Raw genomic sequence first — 18,391 nt, 5'->3', positions numbered from 1 at the left:
TTAAGTGAACGGCATTAACGACAAAGCGTGCTCTTTAAGTTCAGTATAGAAGTGTTCTTACAAAATGAAGTGGCTTATTTAAAGCTAGGACAATGGTGATCGGCGCGCCACACTAATTGTCTTGATCCTTGCATTGTTTGTAATAAATCTCTACCTGACATTTGCGGGAACGCTAACAATACCTTGAGATCAAGAGGAGAGGTTCCGTCTTTCTCATAGGCTCTTACATGAGTAAAAGTCGATTGTAAGTGTTTGAACAGCATAGTCTTAGTAAGACAAATTCCAAAGTTATCGCGTTTCATTGCCTGGTTTCCTTTTCAACAATGTTTGTACGTTATGTTTTTTATCCTGTTTCTGTTGGACGTTGCCACTGATTGATACTTCCTGCTCATCAATGCTTTATTATTGGGTGCTGCTTTTATCAGTCACCTCTTCGTTGTCTAACTAGCCGGTTGTCTAACTATCCGAGTGTCAAATAGCGATGGATGAATAGGGGAGAATACTTAATCCGTTTGTTCATCATTCGTAACGGCGAGCGCGCAACTTTTAGTTATCAATACGTCCAGTGAGTGAAGAGTTGTTGCTTTTGTGTTAACCGAAATTCCGGTTTAAAACGCTGTCTTAAAATTGCAACGTATAGCTTGGCAACAATAAACGCCTTCATATGCAACAATTATAATTGTATTTATTTTAAACAACCTAAAAAACACCTAAAAGCTTAGTGATCTAGCTCAATATTTATTCGTTTATTTTGGTTTTTAAGCTAATCCGTTCTAAAAATGAACGATTAATCGAAATGAACAACGTAAAGGATTATCAATTAACAATCTGCTCAATTATTTAGTTGAGTAGCAGTCACAAATTCACGTCCCTAGAAAGGTCATAAGATTAACTTGGTGTTAACATTAATCGCTAAGCACTAGGGACGGTTTTATATGAAATGGAGTAGCATCAGTTTCCGTAAAAGGTTACTGATTATCATGACGGTCACTGGCCTCGTTGAGTTGTTGATACTCTCAGCGGCAGGTTTTTCTTATATCAAACAATCTCAAGAGCAAGAGATGGGTTTGAAAGCGCTCGGTGTGGCTGAATTTCTATCTGAATCGCCACTTGTCACCAGCATTATTCAAGAAAATGGAACGTTGGACCCTAATGGCGTTCCCTACGTTTTGTCTGAAGAAACCCAAGTTAAATTTCGTAACCTTACTCAGCTCATTGGCGCGGCGTTTATCGTTGTTGGAGATGATAAAGGTATCCGCCTGATTCACCCTTACGATGACAGGCTCGGTAAACCCATGCGTGGTGGCGATAACCAAAAAGCATTGGTATTGGGCGAGTCTTATGTGTCGACCGCCAAGGGATCGCTGGGTTTTTCAGTTCGTGGTAAATCCGCGGTAAAAGACACTCAAGGTACCATTATTGGGGTGGTGTCAGTTGGTTACTTACTGGATTCTTTACAAGATCGAATCGAACCTTATTTAGCCTTTTTGATTGTGATGGCGTTGCTGGTGGTTGCGGTCAACGCTTTGATTTCGAGTTATGTATCTCGCCGTTTTCAACGCGCTATTTTAGGCTTTGAGCCTGAAGAGATAGGCCGACTGTATGTTGAGCTAGATGTAACCATGAGTACCGTGAAAGAGGGTATTCTGAGTATCGATAAGCACGGCATTTTACGGTCAATTAATAAGAGTGCCTGCGATATTTTATCGATAGACAGAGATAAAGCACTCAATCAACAGCGCCTTTCTGACGTATTGCCCGGTAGTGATTTAGAGCAACTGCTATCAACAGGCGATACCGACCACGACGTTGAGTTGTACTTAAACAATAAGCGAATCATTGCTAACCGAAGCCCGATTATAGTGGCTGGTGAGGTGGTCGGGGCGGTGTCCAGTTTCCGATTGCGAGACGAGATCAACGATTTAACAGACCAACTCTCACAAACTAAAGAGTATGCAGATCTACTCCGTTCACAAACCCATGAACATCAAAACAAGCTTAACACCATCAGTGGCTTGATCCAGATGGGCGAGTTGGACTCGGTACAACAACTGATTGGCCAAGAAACAGAACATTATCAAAGCCTTATCGAGTTCTTGCGTGAAACTTTTAAAGACCCGCTCATTGCAGGTATGCTCCTTGGTAAAACGGAGCGTGCGAGAGAAATTGGTTTAGAGCTCAAGGTCGAAGAAGGCTCAAGACTTGAAGCGCTGCCTAGCTGGCTGAATGCGGATGACGTTGTCACCATTCTTGGCAACCTGATCGATAACGCCTTTGACGCCACTATGACGGCTATTAAGCAAGAAGGGCAAATTGCTCCAGCTCGTCGGGTGATTGAAGTTTCAATCAGTGATTTTGGTAATGAAATTATCGTAGAAGTAGAAGATAAAGGGTGTGGTTTACCGAAAGACTTGGCCACCAAAGCACTCACCGAAAAAGGCGTATCGAGCAAAGCGAAGCAAAATCGCGGTGTAGGTTTGTATCTGATAAAGCAACTGGCAGACCGATACCAAGGGCAGCTGGAAATGGTCGACAACCACGATTTTGGTACACGAATGACGGTTTATTTACCAAAAGAAGAACAATAATAATTAAGCACGAAGTGATCTTGCGAAGATCATCGTGACGGAAAAAGCATGGTTAAAGGAAGAACATAAATGAACGCAATCACGAGAGTCATGGTCATTGAAGATGATATTGCGATTGCAGAGCTGCACCATCGTTATTTAGAACAGATGGGTGGCTTTGACGTGGTCGGCATTGCCACCACACAGTCTGAAGCGCTTATGCAATTAGACATCTTAAAGCCTGATTTGGTTTTGTTGGATGTATATCTGCCGGACGGATGCGGACTTGATATTTTGAACCACGTTCGTGGCAGTAATCAGGGCTGTGATGTGATTCTGATTACCGCAGCTCGAGATGTCGACACCCTTCAGCAAGCGATGCGTGGTGGAGTCGTTGATTATTTACTTAAACCTGTGATGTTTCCTCGCTTGGAAGCGGCACTGAAAAAGTATCAGTCACAGCAGCAAGAGTTTGAAAGTGTATCGGATCTTAACCAAGGTTTGGTCGACAAAATGTTACAAGCCAATGCTAAGGCTGACTCTCGAAAGGTCTCTACGTTACCGAAAGGGATCGATGGCGTAACGCTCGATAAGATTCGTGCGATATTTCAACAAGCTGACGCGACGGATATTACGGCTGATGAAGCGGGCGAACGCATTGGTGCAAGTCGAACCACCGCTCGACGCTATTTGGAATTCTTGATCACAACCGGCGAGTTAGTTGCTGACTTAAATTACGGGTCAGTAGGTCGCCCTGAGCGCTGCTACAACAAAGCGAGAAGATAGATTTAGGATTATTAGTAGCAAAGACAAACGCAGTGTAATTTAGAAAATATAAAGCCAGTTGAGTAAGCTGGTTTTGATTTTTCTCCCTTTCATATTGTTTACTCCCCCGACCAGATACCGTTCTTTCTTGACTACAATGTTTGAGAATGTCGCGTTACTTCTTCTTCCGAATAGAATAACTGAACTATCGGTCAGAATTTGTTCGAAATCAGTCAATATTTAATCGATTGCTTTCACAGTGGTTGATGTAAATCAAATACTCATAGACAATACTGTCCCGAATAGAGGTGATAGCTTTCACCCTCGTTTACCAAACGCATTCTCAAATTTAATAGGCGCTTACTATTGATGTAATAGTTAAGACCTATTATCTATTTTCGTATGTCGCTGATACCTTTGGCGAATACTAAAAACCTTGTTTTTATAGGAAAGATGATGGTAATACCTGAAAACAGCAGCATCGTTATTTTTGGTGCGTCGGGAGATCTAACTTACCGTAAGTTAATTCCTGCTTTGTACCACCTGTATGCTAGCAATCAACTACCAGAATCCTTTGCGATTCTTGGGGTGAGCCGTACTGAGTACAGCGATGAGTCTTACCGTGAGAAGCTGAAGAAGTCTCTTCAGGAAATGGAAAAAACTGAGCCAGAGACGCTTAATGCATTTATTGAACATCTGCATTACCAAGCGATCAATACTTCAGATGTAGACGACTACGCTCGTTTAGCACAACGTCTAGACAAGCTTGAGCAAGACTACCAATTTGAAAACCATAACACACTGTTCTACTTGGCAACTCCGCCAAGCCTATACGGTGTTATCCCAGCAAACCTTGCTGCGCATGGCCTAAATGATGAATCGAACGGCTGGCGTCGTCTGATCATCGAGAAGCCATTTGGTTACGATCTAGCATCTGCTCAAGCGTTAGATGAAGAGATCCATCATCACTTCCAAGAACACCAGATCTACCGTATCGACCATTACCTTGGTAAAGAAACGGTACAAAACCTTCTAGTGCTTCGTTTCTCAAACGCGATGTTTGAACCACTGTGGAACCGTAACTTTATTGAATACGTTGAAATCACAGGTGCTGAGTTCCTTGGCGTTGAAGAGCGTGGCGGATACTACGACGGTTCTGGCGCAGTTCGTGACATGTTCCAAAACCACCTGCTACAAGTGCTAGCAATGGTGGGCATGGAGCCGCCTGCACAAATTAACGCTGATTCTATTCGAGATGAAGTGGTTAAAGTACTTCAGTGTCTTAAGCCTCTTGAGGAAGAAGACCTGCGTAAAGATCTAGTCTTAGGTCAATACACAGCGTCTGATGTTCGCGGCCAGCATTTGCTTGGTTACCGTGAAGAGCACGGTGTAGCGGATGATTCTCGTACCGAGACTTACATCGGCTTGAAAGCTCACATCAATAACTGGCGTTGGAATGGTGTTCCTTTCTACGTACGTACGGGTAAACGCTTACCAACGCGCGTAACGGAAATCGTGATTCACTTTAAGAACACGCCACACCCAGTATTTGGTCAAGACGCACCAGAGAACAAACTGATTATCCGTATCCAACCGGATGAAGGTATTCAGATGAGCTTTGGTTTGAAAGAGCCGGGCGCAGGCTTCAAAGCAAAAGAAGTGAAAATGAACTTCTCTTACTCTGACTTGCCTGAAACTCAAATGCTAACGGCTTACGAGCGTCTTCTTCTTGATGCACTAAACGGCGATGCAACTCTGTTTGCACGTACCGATGCTGTAGAAGCTTGTTGGAAATACGTTCAACCAATCTTAGACTTCAAGCAAGATCCTCAAGCACTGTTTGGCTATGCTTGTGGTACTTGGGGCCCACAGGAAGCGGATGAACTTCTGCAACGTGATGGCCGCGCATGGCGTTTCCCATGCAAGAACTTAACAGACACGGATTACTGCGAACTATGATCAATCACAAGATCTTTGCAACGCCTGAATTAGTCGTTGAAAACCTAGCAAACGAAATGAAAGCTTACAGCGAGCAGGGCAAGCCTGTTCACATTTCATTGTCGGGTGGCAGCACGCCAAAAATGCTTTTCAAGCTTTTAGCTCAAGCACCATACGCAAAAGGCATTCAATGGAATAACCTTCATTTCTGGTGGGGTGACGAACGTTGCGTGGCACCTGATGATGCTGAAAGTAATTTCGGTGAAGCAAACGCATTGCTGTTTACACAAGTAAACCTTCCTACTGAAAACATCCACCGCATCCGTGGTGAAGATGAGCCAAAAGCAGAAGCAGAGCGTTTCGCGAAAGAAATGGCAGACGTGATTCCAACAGAAAACGGCACGCCTGTTTTCGATTGGATCCTGCTAGGTGTTGGCGCAGACGGCCACACAGCTTCACTATTCCCGGGCGCAACTGACTACCAAGATGAGAACCTATCTGTATTAGCTTCTCATCCTGAGTCTGGTCAAATCCGTGTTTCTAAAACAGCGAAAGTTTTAGAAGCAGCAAAACGAATCAGCTACCTAGTACTAGGTGCAGGTAAAGTTGAGATCGTTAAAGAAATTCATACAACTCCTGCTTCAGAGCTGCCTTACCCGGCAGCGAAAATCCAGTCTAAAACTGGCGAAACAGAGTGGTTCCTAGATTCAAATGCAGCAAGTGCTATCGCATAAGTGCGACTAGCCGCAAGGAGATATAAATAATGAAAGGTGATATCGGTGTAATTGGCCTAGCAGTAATGGGTCAGAACCTTATCCTAAACATGAACGACCACGGCTTCAAAGTTGTGGCTCATAACCGTACTGCTGCTAAAGTAGACGAGTTCTTAGAAGGCCCAGCTAAAGGTACTAACATCGTTGGTGCTTACTCTCTAGAAGAGCTAGTTGAGAAGCTAGAAGCGCCACGTAAAGTGATGCTTATGGTTCGTGCTGGTGACGTTGTAGATACGTTCATCGACAAGCTTGTACCACTTCTAGACAAAGGCGACATCATCATTGATGGTGGTAACACTAACTTCCCAGACACTAACCGTCGTGTTGCTGCTCTTCGTGAGAAAGGCATCCACTTCATCGGTACTGGTGTTTCTGGTGGTGAAGAAGGCGCTCGTTTCGGTCCTTCTATCATGCCAGGCGGTTCTCCTGAAGCTTGGGAAGCGGTTAAGCCTATCTTCCAAGGTATCTCTGCGAAAACTGACGCAGGTGAGCCTTGTTGTGATTGGGTTGGTAACGACGGTGCTGGTCACTTCGTTAAGATGGTTCACAATGGCATCGAATACGGTGACATGCAGCTTATCACTGAAGCATACCAGTTCATGAAAGATGGCCTAGGTATGAACCACGACGAAATGCAGGCTGTATTTGCTGACTGGAACAAAACTGAACTAGACAGCTACCTAGTAGAAATCACAGCTGACATCCTTGGCTACAAAGATGAAGACGGTGAAGCGCTAGTTGAGAAGATCCTAGACACTGCTGGCCAAAAAGGTACAGGCAAATGGACAGGTATCAACGCACTAGACATGGGTATCCCACTGACTCTAATCACTGAGTCTGTATTCTCTCGTTGCCTATCTGCACTTAAAGACCAACGTGTTGAAGCTGAGAAACTGTTCGGCAAGACTGTTGCTCCAGTTGAAGGCGACAAGCAAGAGTGGGTTGATGCAATCCGTCAGGCTCTACTTGCTTCTAAGATCATCTCTTACGCTCAAGGTTTCATGCTAATGCGTGAAGCGTCGAACGAAAACGGTTGGGATCTAAACTACGGTAACGTTGCACTTATGTGGCGTGGCGGTTGTATCATCCGTTCTGCATTCCTAGGCAACATTCGTGATGCTTACGAAGCGAACCCAGAGATTGCATTCCTAGGTTCAGATGCATACTTCAAAGGTATCCTAGACAACTGCATGGGCGCTTGGCGTAAAGTTGCAGCTAAGTCTATGGAATCAGGCATCCCAATGCCATGTATGACTTCTGCACTAACGTTCCTAGACGGCTACACTACAGCTCGTCTTCCAGCGAACCTTCTACAAGCTCAACGTGACTACTTCGGTGCTCACACTTATGAGCGTACTGACCGTCCACGTGGTGAATTCTTCCACACAAACTGGACTGGTACAGGCGGCGACACTGCTTCTACAACTTACGACGTATAATCGTTAGTTAGAATCAGTAAAGAACGCGTTCGTTCTTTCAGCTGAGACTAGAAAAAAAAGGATGCCAATTGGCATCCTTTTTTGTTGGTTCACTATTTTAATCAGTTACTTCGAAGTATTACTATTATTTTTGTTAACTCGAACTCTGGCTATTTACTTAAACTCAGATTGAACTTGATAGCGTATGCGTAGTTGAACTGACAGGGTGCTGGTAATGATATTCCGGACGTTAAGTGACCAATTCGAAATTAAATTCAAAGATAAATAGGATCAAAAGCATGCTTTATGCCATCATAAAGGCATAGATAAGGGCAATGGATGTAATGCCCAAGTGATTGAGCTAGAAGCGGTCAGTGATGACGGTGTTCTAGAGTATATTCAAGGCCTTTAGTTGCCTTGGAAAAGGTAAAGATATGACTGAAGAAGAAAGAATCGAACTGCAACAAAATAACCCACTGCACGGCCTAAAGCTTGAAACCATGATCACGGAATTAGTGGATCATTATGGTTGGGAAATTTTAGATGCAGCAATGCGTATGAACTGCTTTAACACCAAGCCAACAGTGGCAAGTGCCGTTAAATACCTGAAGAAGACTGAATGGGCTCGTGAGAAAGTAGAGAATTTCTATCTTTATCGTTTCAAGCGCATGCCTAAAGCATCGGACATTGAATACCAGATGCCTCCGCGTTCACGTACATTCCGTCACGGGTTAGAGCCTCGTGAGCCAATGGAATTAACGGTTGAATCGATTCTGGCATCACAAGCTAAAGCGGCGTCTGCATTTAAAGAGCGTCGTGGCGGTAACGGTCGTAACTTTCGTCGTTAATAGAAAGGCGTCGCCAATAGAAAGGCGTCGCTAGATAAGCCGTCGAAATAGCCTAATCAGCTAAAGTGATGAGCATAAAATACAAAAGGAGCCTAAGCGCTCCTTTTTTAATGCGTGTTGCTATTAAATCCGTCTAAAGCTTATTGTTCTTGAGCCTTAAGCTTCGCGGTTCTTTCTTTGATTCTTCCAAAGATCGGTGACATAAACGATGGCACTGATAAGTAAGAATAGCGCTGACACAGAAAACAGAGCGGGCATTTTGAGAATCCACGCGAATGTGGCAGCAAGAAAAGCGACAAAGCAAATGAGTCGACTTGATGACATGACATGACCGAGTTTAATGTTCATAACGCCTCCTAATGAAGTATCACTTTCGACAGGAGAATTATCCCACCTTTGGCAAAATAAAGGCTAAAAAACAGTCTAAATTGTTATCAAATTTGCTAATTGAAGGACTCGCCTCACACATTTTAACTTGGTTATTTTATAGTTCATAAAATAACCAATCGAGGGCTTTGTCACTTCTTCATGCTTAACGATTTACGTTGTGTTTTGCTAACGAAAACCGCGATTACTGAACGAAGTCGTTCGAATACAAGCTAGTTGGCCTAGACTCTATTTCGCATAAAACCTAGCTGGCATAGAACCTAATTAGCATAAAAAAAGTAAGCGGTGATCAAAAAGCTAGCGATGATCACTGTGGTACGAACATATTGTTGTGGGATATGGCGAGAAACTTTTGCGGAATAGTAACCACCGACCAATGTCCCAAACAGAACGGCCATGCCTGACGGCCAATCAATCGAACCATTCACAACAAAGAACACGATTGCCGCGAGTGATGCACAAGCGGATACAAGCAGTTTGATGCCATTCATCACGTTGATATTGGTGTAACCAGCCAAAGCCAGGTAACTCAATGTGACGATTCCTAGTCCGGCATTAAAGTATCCACCATAGATACATACAATCAAAAGCAATAAAGCGGAAAAGAAGACGCCAGCGCTGGTGGCGTGTTTGTGTTTTGCTGTTGCTTGTTTCAGCCATTTATTGAGCGTGCCACCAAAGGTAAAAAGTAGAGCGGCGAACAGTAATAACCAAGGTACGGATTGGGTAAATAGCGCTTCTGGCGTGTGTAGTAGTAAAAATGCACCAATGCCGCCGCCAATTACACATAGCCCAACAACGAGCTTGAGTTGTTTGGTACCCGATTGAATTTCGTGGCGCAGAGCGTAGGCTCCGCTAATGTATCCAGCACACGAAGCAAAGGTATTGGTCGCGTTGGCTGCTATTGGTGGAACACCTGCAAACAATAGAGCAGGGAAAGTGATGAAGCTGCCTCCTCCTGCAATAGAGTTAAGCACGCCGCCAATTACGCCTGACAAGAATAGAATCAACCAATCCATAGTTTTAGAATCCAATGCCTTAAATGACTGGTTACCTTACTTGATTTTGTTATGAATATCAGAGCTGTGGGGCTTGAAAGTGCGAGTTTGTGAGTTTGCTACCATCTTAGAGTTGTGTTTGTTCTGAACTGCAGGCACGAAAAAAGGAGCCTGAGGCTCCTTTGAGATTTCGAATTGTGTCCAATCTATTTTATGTGTTCTAGAGCTGAGTGTTGATTACACTTCGACAGGTTTCGCTTTAAAGCTCTTGAACAGCTTAACCAGAATCGGGCTAGACAGAACCAATACCGCCAGAATAGTGAAGGTCATGGTGATTGGGCGTTCCCATAGGAAGCTGAGCTCTCCGTCGCTGATCATCAGTGCGCGTCTTAAGTTCTCTTCCATCAAGCCACCTAAGATAAAGCCAAGTAATAATGGAGCGAGTGGGAAGTTGGCAAGCCTTAATGCTATCGCCGCCATTGCCACTAGTAGCATCACAAATACGTCCATCGTGTTGAAAGACACCAAGTACACGCCTGTGATTGAGAAGAAAATAATCATTGGCAGTAGTACCGTTCTTGGTACCGCTAGCAGTTTAGAGATGTAAGGGACTAAAGGCAGATTCAAGATAACCAGCACGATGTTGCCAAAGTACATCGAGATAATCACCGACCAGAATACATCTGGGTGCTCAACGAACAAGCGAGGACCGGGTTGGATGCCATAAGCGATGAGTGCACCAAGCATAATTGCTGTAGTACCAGAGCCCGGAATACCGAGTGTCAGTAGCGGAACGAATGAACCACTCGAAGCTGCATTATTTGCTGATTCAGGAGCCACAAGACCACGAATGCTGCCTTTACCGAACTCTTTCTGTTTGTCTTTTGGCGCTAGGCTACGCTCCATACCGTAACTTAGGAATGCCGCAATAGTGGCACCTGCGCCCGGTAGAACACCAGTAAAGAAACCGAGAATAGAGGAGCGAATCGACACCGGCGCGACTTCTTTGAACTCTTCTTTGGTGACCTTCATGCTGCCGATATCAGACATCTTTTGGCTTTCTTCAGCGCTGTTGTCTTGCTCAGGCTTAAGAATGCCCATTAAGGTTTCACCCAGTGCGAACGTCGCCATAGCCAGCAATAGGAAGCTGAAGCCATCCATCAGATCCGTTAGGCCGAATGTGAAACGCTCAACACCAACACCTTTGTCGATACCTACAGTTGAAAGCATTAATCCTAAGATAGTCATCATCCACGCCTTGATAACTTGTCCTGGGCCTGCAAATGCCGCTACAGCCGATAAACCAAGTAGCATCAGTGCAAAGTAGTCTGACGACTGGAAGCTCAATGAGACACTTGCTAGAGCCGGAGCCGCAATCAAAAGCATGATTGCTGACAGAGTACCGCCAGTGAAAGAAGAGTAGGCTGCTAGTGCCAACGCTTTACCTGCTTGGCCTTTTTGTGCCATTGGGTAGCCGTCGAATGCGGTTACTACCGTTGAAGAACAACCCGGAGCGTTGATTAAGATTGATGACGTCGAGCCACCAAATACTGCGCCGTAGTACACACCAGCCATCAAGATTAAACCAGAAGAAGGGTCTAGGCCGTAAGTGATAGGGATCATCAGAGCAATGGCTGAGATTGGACCTAGGCCCGGGAGCATCCCGATGAAGGTACCTACGAAACAGCCCACGATTACCATCATGATGTTCATTGGCATCACAGCGGTAGAAAGTCCTTGTAAAATTCCGTCTAACATAATGTTATCCCTACCAAAGAGTGAAGATTAAACCAGGCTCTAGGTAGATATCTAAGCCTTGAGTTAATAAAAGAAAGAACGCGATAACGAAAGGAAACGACGCGCCAAGTAAAACAGCTTTGCGGCGCTCACCCAACAGGTAAAAGCCTGCAAGTAAGAAGAAGCTGGTTGCTAAAACAAAGCCAAGATAAGTCAGCCCAACACCGTACAGTGCCATTAACACCAAGAAGCCAATCAGCAGTTTCCAGTTCAGCGGTGTTGTGTCACATGTGACTTTCTTATCCGGTTGTCCTGTTATCAGCAGGATCAACGAGAGGCCAATGCCGATAAACGTTAACAGGGTAGGTAACGTTCTTGCTGTGAAGGGTTCGTACTCGTCACCGGGAAACAAAGGAATTAGCGTGGTTTGGTAGCCATAGCACAAGCACGCCAGCATAAAGATCATGGCTCCGATGCGATCCTTTGAAAGCAAAGATTCCTTACTCAGAAATTTGGTTGGTAAGTCCGACATATCCAACTCCATTTGGGGTGGTATAAATAGTAAAAAAGCCGTACATGAGTGAGTTAATGAAGAATGTCTGGGATCACTAACCAAAGGTAAGCGAATTACGGTACTGGTTTATCAGCCACTTGCGTTTACAACGAATCGGCAAGCGTTAGTAATACGTCTACGAATAAACAAAGGAGTTTGAAGTTAACTCATGTACGGCGAAACAAGGAAAGAGTGAAGAAGGTATGGATGAGATACCCTCTTCGGTTTTTGGTTATTTTAAGAAACCAAGCTCACGCATTAGGTCGCCCATTTGTTTTTCTTGGTCTTCTAGGAAAGCGTAGAAATCTTTGTCGGCTTTGTAGTTGTCAATCCAACCATTGCGGTCACGAACCACTTGCCATTCGTCTGTCTTGTACATTTTGCCAAGCGCTACATTCCACTCGTCGATTTTCGCTTGGCTAGTGCCAGGTGCCGCGAAGAAGCCACGCCAGTTAGCAAATACTGTTTCGTTGCCGTACTCAGTTAGTGTTGGGATGTTTGGTGCCGCATCAAGACGTTTTGGTGCCGTTACCGCCAATACTTTTACTTGGCCTGATTTAGACATTTCTAGCACTTCACCGAGGCCTGTCGAAAGCAGTTGTGTTTCGCCAGATAATAGAGCTGCCATTGCTTTACCACCTGCATCGTAAGCAATGTAACGCACTTTCTTAGCATCAAAGCCTTCGCCTTTGAATGCTGCTGCTACCACAAGGTGATCCATGCTGCCACGAGCAGAACCGCCTGCGATTTTCACTTTACGTGGGTTAGTTTCGAACTCTTTTACTACATCTTCCCAAGTGTCGTACTTCGAATCAGCAGACGCGACGATTGCACCGTAATCGGCAATGGTTGCAGCAACAGGTGTTAGGTCACGGAAAGACTGTGGGAAAATACCCGTTAGAGAGCGTACAACGATAGGTGTTGAGTTCACCATCAGCGTGTCTTCTTGGCGTTGAGCCGTTTCAATTAGGTGTGCAATGGCTTTACCGCCGCCACCACCAGATAGGTTTTGGAAAGAGACATTTTCTACGATGTCTGATTTCACCAGTACATCACCAGTACCACGAGCTGTCATATCCCACCCGCCACCCGCACCGCCAGGGATTAAGAAGTGGATTTTCTCTACGTCAGCAGCAAAAGTGTTGAAAGAAAAGGTTGCTGCGATGATAGAAGCCGCAAGAGTAGGTTTCAGTGCCTTGAACATGGTTCACGTTCCTTATGTAGGGGATCTCTTCAATGGAGAGAAACTTATGTTTATATCCAGCTACTAAACACACGAGTAGGGTATTGCTTAGTAGATGAAGCTAAAGTTAACGGTGTGTTAACGAATTGTCTGCAATGCGGCGATATTGAGGATAAAGAACATTGGGTGAATAAAGTTCATAAAGTTCACGGCGCGGTGATGGTGGCGCTACTGTCAGAGGTAGATAAAAAAGAGAGCTACTTGGGCTCTCTTTAACAGTTTGTAATTTATGACATATTTAGTATTTAAGGCTCATGATGATTTGGCTAGTGTTGATCTCTCTAGGAGTTCAGTCGCGGTATCGAAGTCAAATTCCTCTAGCGAGCTTTCCAACCTCTTAAACTCAGAAGGTGTTAATCCAACCACCCCACCGTCCTCAATGTTAAGAATGATGTTGAGTGCTTCAGTGTCATCATTGGCAACGGCTTCTAACAACTGATGGTACAAATCGGTATCTGGCTGATTTGTTGCTGAGCCAGTACCCATAACTTGTTCATTGGAGTTTTCGGTTGTGGTTGCTGTTTGGAATACTGCGTTTGAGATCCCCTGACTGATCTCAACCGTGGTTTTAATAACGTTCTGTTTTAGTTCGTCATCGGTAAATTCGGACTCCAATTTTTCACACAAGCTATGTAAATCGCTCGCACCTAGATTACCAGCCACACCTTTAAGAGCGTGTAAGTAACGCTGCTGAGCACTGCTTGATAGCTCAGCAGTTAAGGTATCTTCGTCAGAATATGCTTCGACAAATCGCTTCAATAACTTCATGTAGAGTTTGTGATTGTTACTTGCTCGCATCAATCCCATATTGCTATCCAGACCATTAATGACAGGCAACGCCTCTGGTTCACTCTCTGAACGGTTGTTATCTTGTGGAGTTGTACTCGACTCTTGCAACAAAACATTGAATTGCACGGGGTTAGATGGTGAAACCCAATTAGCTAAGGTTGCGAACATAGAGCCGACATCAATCGGTTTCGCGATGATGTCACTCATCCCACAGTTGAGTGCTTTCTCTTTATCTCGCTCCATCACATTTGCGGTCATTGCAATGATAGGGGTTTGACTGTCCTTTATTTCGTTACGAATATGCTCTGTTGCCTCATATCCATCCATAATGGGCATTTGGCAGTCCATCAAAATACCATCGAAAGGAATATCGTCAGCGATCGCTTGCTGATAAAGCTCTATGGCTTGTTGTCCGTTCTCAGCAATGGTGACTTTAATCTGTTGTCCCTCTAATAGCTCAGTAGCTAGCTCTTGGTTTATCTCGTTGTCTTCAACCAACAAGATGTTAGCACCAGCCAGTTGTTGAACATTTGCAAGTTGGTTCTGTTGTTCCAATTCGCTGCGAGATACTCGGTCTGAGTCCAGTCCATAAAGGGATACGATAGAGTCATACAGGTGAGATGAAGTAATCGGCTTGTCCAAAATACTTGGAACTTCAAATCCTCTTTGGGTAATGGCTTCGGCTAACTCTTCACGACCATAAGCGGTGAGCATCATTATTTTTGGCTCTTTACTCAATGATAAACCATGATTGAGCGCTTCTAATAGGTCAACACCATCGCGTTTAGGCATTTTCCAATCTGAGATAATCAGATCAAAGGGCTTGTTGTTAGCATCTGCGGTGTGCAGTTCCACTAAAGCTTCATCAACAGAGGCGCTTAACGTTGGAGTCAGATTGAGAGACTCGAGAATATCGCCAACGATCAAGCGCGCACTGGAATTGTCATCAACAACAAGCACTTTCAAATGATTAATCGAAGCAGGAACCACAACTCGGTTTTGAGTAATAGAGTGGCTGACGCGAGTCGTAATCGTAAATGAGAAGGTTGAGCCTTTACCAAGCTCAGTCGTCACTTGGATATCTCCACCCATTAGTTGACTTAGTTCTTTACTGATTGCTAAACCTAAGCCAGTACCACCATATTTACGAGTAGTTGAGCTGTCGGCTTGAGTGAATTTGTTGAACAACTTAGCGGCTTGTTCTTGTGTCATACCAATACCACTGTCTGAAACAGCAAAGTTTAGCTTGATGTCATCGCCATTTCTTTCTTCGACAGAGATTGAAATTTTCACTTCGCCTTTCTCTGTGAACTTAACGGCGTTGTTACTTAGGTTGATCAGGATTTGACCGAGTCTTAATGGGTCTCCAATCAGATTGGTCGGTACGTCTCGGTCTACTTGGATAAGCAACTCTAAGCCACGCTCAGAAGCTCGCAGGCCAACTAGATTGGTAATGTTGTCGAGTACATTCTCTAGATGGAAGTCGACGTTCTCGATGTCTAATTTACCAGCTTCGATTTTAGAGAAGTCGAGAATGTCGTTTATAAGCCCGAGGAGGGTGTCTGAAGAGAGTTTTACTTTGTGTATGTAGTTACGCTGCGCTTTAGTCAAATCAGTCTTCAGTGCCAAGTAGCTCATGCCGATGATGGCGTTCATTGGCGTACGAATTTCATGGCTCATGTTCGCCAAGAAATCAGATTTAGCATGGTTGGCCGCATCGGCTTCGTCACGTGCAACAGCTAAGTTTCTAGCAAAATGCTCAAGGGCTGAGATGGTTTTATTGGCGAATAAGCCCATCAACATAATAATAAAGAAGAAGATCAAGCCACCAATAGCTAAATGAAAAGAGACACTTGAAGAGTCTTTTACGCTGTCACTTTCCGCCATGTAAGCACTGGCAACTAAGTCATGCAGTTGAGAGAAATTAGCGTTCATTTCTTTCAATATTTGATGGCTCAGCAGTTGAGCTCTGGATAGGTTAGAAAACTCAGCTTCATAAAATTTCACGTGTTGATCAAACGCGGTGATTTTCATTTCAGGTGCGTATAACGTCAGTATGTCAGCTGCTCCGAGTGACACAGATTGCATTTCACCGATCAAAGTAAAGACTTGTTCTGATATCGACGATTGATCAGATGATTTCGCTAACGAAAAATCACGATTAAGCTGCTCTGATTGGCTTAACAGCGTTTGAATTACCAACAGGTTTTCACCTATTGAAAGCTGAGATGAAAGGCGAGCTTGAGCATCTCCAATCTGTTCGTTTAGATCAGTTAATAACCCTTGTTGTTGTTCATTAAGTGCTGTTGAAGCGCGCGATAGTTCTATGCCACTGCGAGAAACTTGTTTAGTGATGGATGTTTTGAGTTGTACTGCAGAGCTCGACAAGCCTTGTAGCTGAACTAGGTTAGTGTAGTAACGGTTCTGAGCTTGTTGGACGGTTTGAAGTAATTCAGCGCCTTTAGGATCTTTGACTTCATTTGAAAGCTGCGAGATTAACGAAGCGACCTTCTGAATCTCAATCTTAGTTAAGGTGTATATTTTTGGCGATCCGGTTAGAAGAAACTCTTTTTCTAAGTTTTGTACAGTGGCACTGAGTGTTGTCAGTCCGCCGATTTCCATCACTCGGTTAGCTAGTCCTTCACTTAATACTCTAAGCTGCTTTACGTCTTGGCTAACGGTATTGATTGTGTCTTTGTGAGAGCTTTGCATCTCAGTGAGAAGATCGGTCGCCGCCAGCGATTTTCGATTCATGCGGTCGCGAGCTGTGTCACTTAATTCAATTAGTTCAGTGTATTGACTGAATTGGTCTAGATATTTATCGAGTGACAGTTGTGCATGCTGATCGTCATTATGCACAGAAAAGGTTTTGACTAACTGTTTCGTCAGCTTGGCTTCTTTGTTAAAGAGTAGCGCTGACTGAGGCTTACGCTCGTTACTAAAAGAGAGTTCGTGGACTCGAAGTTTATCAAGAGAGGTCAGCAGCTGAGTACTTACGGCGTAATCCTCAATACCAACAAAACGATTGTTTAGGTTAACCCACGCAGCAACAGCCACCGAAAACAGCACTATGGTGGCGAGGATAAAAGAGATTAGGATCTTTTTAGAATCAGAGGCGAACCTAGAAACAGTATTCATAAAGCACCTGTGTTTATAAAGTACTAGCGTACTTAGTGTTGTTGTTCATCAGCAAAAGAATTTTTGATGGTGAGCATTTCGTCTAGCTTTCTAATGAAGATAGGGACCAAGTTAGGGTCGAAGTGTTGGCCAGCTTGTTCTTGTATTAACTCAATCGCTTTTTCAACTGGCCAAGCTTCTTTGTATGGGCGTTCACTGGTTAAGGCATCGAAAACATCGGCAATAGCAACAATACGAGCACTTAGAGGGATATCTTCGCCTGACAGCTTATGAGGGTAGCCACTGCCATCCCACTTTTCATGGTGGTAAAGGGCGATTTCTTGGGCGAGTTTCAGTAATTTAGAGTCATTGTCTCCGATAATATCCCCGCCAATGGTGACGTGTGTTTGCATGATTGCCCATTCATCTGCATCAAGTTTACCGGGTTTACCTAATATGCAATCGGGGATGCCAATTTTTCCAATGTCATGCATCGGTGCTGCTTGGAACAGTAACTCAACCCAATCTTCGTTCACGTCTAACTGCTGAGCTAGAATCTTTGAGTAATAACTCATTCTAACGACGTGCATTCCGGTTTCATTGTCTTTGTATTCAGCGGCTCGGCCAAGCTTGCGAATGATCTCAAGTCGGCTCATTTCGAGCGCTTCTGTTCTTTGTCTGACTTTACGTGACAGCGCAAGATTTTGGTCGTACAAAGAAATATGGGTCGCGACACGAGCTTTCACTATCGGTGGGCTAACGGGTTTGGTTATGTAGTCCACCGCACCTAACTCAAAGCCTCTCTGTTCATCGATCATATCGGTTTTTGCGGTAACAAAAATCACAGGGATACTGGCGGTGACTGGGTCATTTTTAAGTCGGTGACACACTTCATAACCATCCATTTCTGGCATCATTATGTCGAGCAGGATCAGGTGTGGTTTTGGATGTGAAGAGGCAATCTTTAACGCTTTTTGACCTGATGTCGCAGCTTTGATTTTAAAGTCTTGATTGAGGATGCCTGACAGGGTGTGGATATTATCCGGAATGTCATCAACAACCAAAATAATAGGTTTTTCTGTGGAAATTTGATTCATTTTTGTCCCTAAAAGATTTAAGCCAATGGCGATACCACATAATTAAAGCGTAGTGGGTATAAATGGAAATTCATGGTTCTGAGGGGGAACTTTTGGCTTTGAATCTAGAATGTAAAGTGCAGTTATATAGGTAATATGAATAGAGATTTTATCTGATTAAC

14 protein-coding genes are annotated in these 18,391 nt (G+C 44.1%); 6 read left to right on the top strand and 8 right to left on the bottom strand.

What is annotated here, in order from left to right:
• Positions 1–74 precede the first annotated feature (74 nt).
• The gene (locus AB4407_RS03225) at positions 75–302 is read right to left on the bottom strand and encodes a hypothetical protein (protein WP_009846577.1); all 228 of its coding nucleotides are present in this window, start codon (positions 300–302) and stop codon (positions 75–77) included.
• 633 nt (positions 303–935) lie between these two features.
• Between AB4407_RS03225 and AB4407_RS03220 the strand changes: the two genes are divergently transcribed.
• From AB4407_RS03220 to AB4407_RS03195, 6 genes are all read left to right on the top strand, one after another.
• Positions 936–2,588 carry an ATP-binding protein gene (locus AB4407_RS03220; RefSeq protein WP_372118563.1) on the top strand — a complete coding sequence of 551 codons (1,653 nt, stop codon included), beginning with the start codon at positions 936–938 and terminating at the stop codon, positions 2,586–2,588.
• A 69-nt stretch (positions 2,589–2,657) separates the two neighbouring features.
• Complete coding sequence (locus AB4407_RS03215; protein WP_372118561.1) at positions 2,658–3,353, top strand: response regulator; 696 nt, start codon at positions 2,658–2,660, stop codon at positions 3,351–3,353.
• Between the two features lie 435 nt (positions 3,354–3,788).
• Entirely contained in the window at positions 3,789–5,291 is a 1,503-nt protein-coding gene (zwf, locus tag AB4407_RS03210; RefSeq protein ID WP_372118558.1) for a glucose-6-phosphate dehydrogenase, read from the top strand.
• Positions 5,288–6,004 (top strand): 6-phosphogluconolactonase, encoded by a 717-nt coding sequence (gene pgl, locus AB4407_RS03205; protein WP_372118568.1) that lies wholly within the window; start codon positions 5,288–5,290, stop codon positions 6,002–6,004. The genes zwf and pgl overlap by 4 nt, the downstream gene beginning before the upstream one ends.
• A gap of 29 nt (positions 6,005–6,033) precedes the next feature.
• Positions 6,034–7,482 carry a decarboxylating NADP(+)-dependent phosphogluconate dehydrogenase gene (gene gnd / locus AB4407_RS03200; RefSeq protein WP_004733587.1) on the top strand — a complete coding sequence of 483 codons (1,449 nt, stop codon included), beginning with the start codon at positions 6,034–6,036 and terminating at the stop codon, positions 7,480–7,482.
• 413 nt (positions 7,483–7,895) lie between these two features.
• Positions 7,896–8,309 carry a VF530 family DNA-binding protein gene (locus tag AB4407_RS03195; protein ID WP_017099080.1) on the top strand — a complete coding sequence of 138 codons (414 nt, stop codon included), beginning with the start codon at positions 7,896–7,898 and terminating at the stop codon, positions 8,307–8,309.
• A 156-nt stretch (positions 8,310–8,465) separates the two neighbouring features.
• On the opposite strand, the gene AB4407_RS03190 is transcribed toward AB4407_RS03195, so the two are convergent.
• The 7 genes from AB4407_RS03190 to AB4407_RS03160 form a co-directional block, all read right to left on the bottom strand.
• Entirely contained in the window at positions 8,466–8,657 is a 192-nt protein-coding gene (locus AB4407_RS03190) for a hypothetical protein (RefSeq protein WP_017066914.1), read from the bottom strand.
• A gap of 299 nt (positions 8,658–8,956) precedes the next feature.
• Complete coding sequence (locus tag AB4407_RS03185) at positions 8,957–9,715, bottom strand: sulfite exporter TauE/SafE family protein (protein WP_372118555.1); 759 nt, start codon at positions 9,713–9,715, stop codon at positions 8,957–8,959.
• Between the two features lie 216 nt (positions 9,716–9,931).
• Positions 9,932–11,452, bottom strand: coding sequence for a tripartite tricarboxylate transporter permease (locus AB4407_RS03180; protein WP_372118553.1), 1,521 nt, complete (start codon positions 11,450–11,452; stop codon positions 9,932–9,934).
• 10 nt (positions 11,453–11,462) lie between these two features.
• A complete protein-coding gene (locus AB4407_RS03175; protein WP_372118550.1) occupies positions 11,463–11,963 on the bottom strand; it encodes a tripartite tricarboxylate transporter TctB family protein in 501 nt (166 codons plus the stop codon).
• Between the two features lie 253 nt (positions 11,964–12,216).
• Positions 12,217–13,188 (bottom strand): tripartite tricarboxylate transporter substrate binding protein, encoded by a 972-nt coding sequence (locus AB4407_RS03170; RefSeq protein ID WP_017069360.1) that lies wholly within the window; start codon positions 13,186–13,188, stop codon positions 12,217–12,219.
• A gap of 291 nt (positions 13,189–13,479) precedes the next feature.
• Positions 13,480–17,154: a response regulator gene (locus tag AB4407_RS03165; RefSeq protein ID WP_372118548.1), complete on the bottom strand. Its 3,675-nt coding sequence runs from the start codon at positions 17,152–17,154 to the stop codon at positions 13,480–13,482.
• A 32-nt stretch (positions 17,155–17,186) separates the two neighbouring features.
• On the bottom strand, positions 17,187–18,230 hold the full coding sequence (locus AB4407_RS03160; protein ID WP_372118545.1) for an HD domain-containing phosphohydrolase: 1,044 nt from the start codon (positions 18,228–18,230) through the stop codon (positions 17,187–17,189).
• Positions 18,231–18,391: the final 161 nt, after the last annotated feature.

Origin of the sequence: Vibrio sp. 10N.261.46.E11 (genome assembly GCF_041472735.1) — a bacterium.
Taxonomy (GTDB): Bacteria; Pseudomonadota; Gammaproteobacteria; order Enterobacterales; family Vibrionaceae; genus Vibrio.
Note: the sequence above shows the minus strand (reverse complement) of the source record. Positions and strands in the feature narration are given on the sequence as shown.